This window comes from Paenibacillus forsythiae T98, assembly GCF_000520735.1.
In the GTDB taxonomy this organism is placed as follows: domain Bacteria; phylum Bacillota; class Bacilli; order Paenibacillales; family Paenibacillaceae; genus Paenibacillus_AQ; species Paenibacillus_AQ forsythiae.
The window spans coordinates 1-1,124 of record NZ_ASSC01000018.1; the positions used below are offsets into that span (position 1 = coordinate 1).

The 1,124-nt window shown below is 58.3% G+C and carries 1 protein-coding gene and 1 pseudogene; both read left to right on the forward strand.

Features of this window, described 5'->3' with window-relative positions; genetic code table 11:
• Positions 1-194, forward strand: a pseudogene (locus L692_RS32255) (SAM-dependent methyltransferase); the annotation flags it as partial.
• Positions 191-1,090: a 16S rRNA (cytidine(1402)-2'-O)-methyltransferase gene (rsmI, locus tag L692_RS0100560; protein WP_025696225.1), complete on the forward strand. Its 900-nt coding sequence runs from the start codon at positions 191-193 to the stop codon at positions 1,088-1,090. The pseudogene L692_RS32255 and the gene rsmI, both read left to right, overlap by 4 nt.
• The last annotated feature ends 34 nt before the right edge of the window (positions 1,091-1,124 follow it).

Here is a 1,124-nt window from a genome sequence, read left to right on the forward strand (position 1 = left end):
GGCTGGAGCCGAAGTCGATCCGCTTTGTGCATCCGCGTGCGCATCTGGAAGCCAATATGGTCTTGATCGAGGCCGCGCGGGACGGTAAGCCGGAAGTGCGTGTACAGCCGCCGCTGATTGTATACACGGAAGACAATGAATATTGTCCGGAGATTCTGGACATCTATTACGGTTCAAAAGAGGTAAAGCCATGACCATTCAATGCCAAAGCAGCTTTCAGACTAAGCATACGGACATTCAGCAGCAGACAGGCACCTTGTTCCTGGTGGCGACGCCGATCGGCAACCTGGAGGACATGACGTTCCGGGCTGTCCGTACACTCAAGGAATGCGATATTATCGCCGCCGAGGACACAAGGCAGACGCGCAAGCTGCTCAATCATTTCGACATTTCTCCCGGCCAGCTGTTCAGCTACCATGAGCATAACAAGGCGGCCAGCGGACCCGAATTAATCCGTTATATAATAGAAGGTAAAAATCTGGCGCTGGTCAGCGACGCCGGTCTGCCCGCCATTTCGGACCCCGGAGCCGATCTGGTGGCGCTCGCGGTAAGCGAAGGAATTCCCGTTGTGCCCATTCCCGGAGCCAATGCCGCGTTGTCCGCGCTAATCGCTTCGGGGTTGCCGACCAACATCTTTACCTTCGTTGGCTTCCTGCCCCGTGAGCGAAAGGACATCCGTGCCGTGCTTGCTCCGCTGCGCGCCGCCCAGGGGACGCTGCTCTTCTACGAGTCTCCGCACCGGATAGTGAAAACGTTGGCACATTTGGAGGAAGCCTTCGGCAACCGGCGAATTGTGCTGGCCCGCGAGCTGACGAAACGTTACGAAGAGTTTCTGCGCGGCACCATCCTGGAATGCACCGAGTGGCTGGCGGAGCATCCTCCGCTGGGTGAATACGTTATCGTTGTCGAGGGAGAGAGTAAAGAAGAGGCGGAGGAGGCTGATTCCGCATGGTGGCGGGCGCTCAGCATTGAGGCGCATGTTGCCCATTACGAGGCCGCCGGCTCCACCCGCAAGGACGCCATGAAAAAGGCCGCCTCCGACCGCGGCGTCGCCAAGCGCGATATTTATAACGCGCTGCTGGAAGAATAGTCGCACCGCGCACGAAGGAAGCGAATCCCGGAGG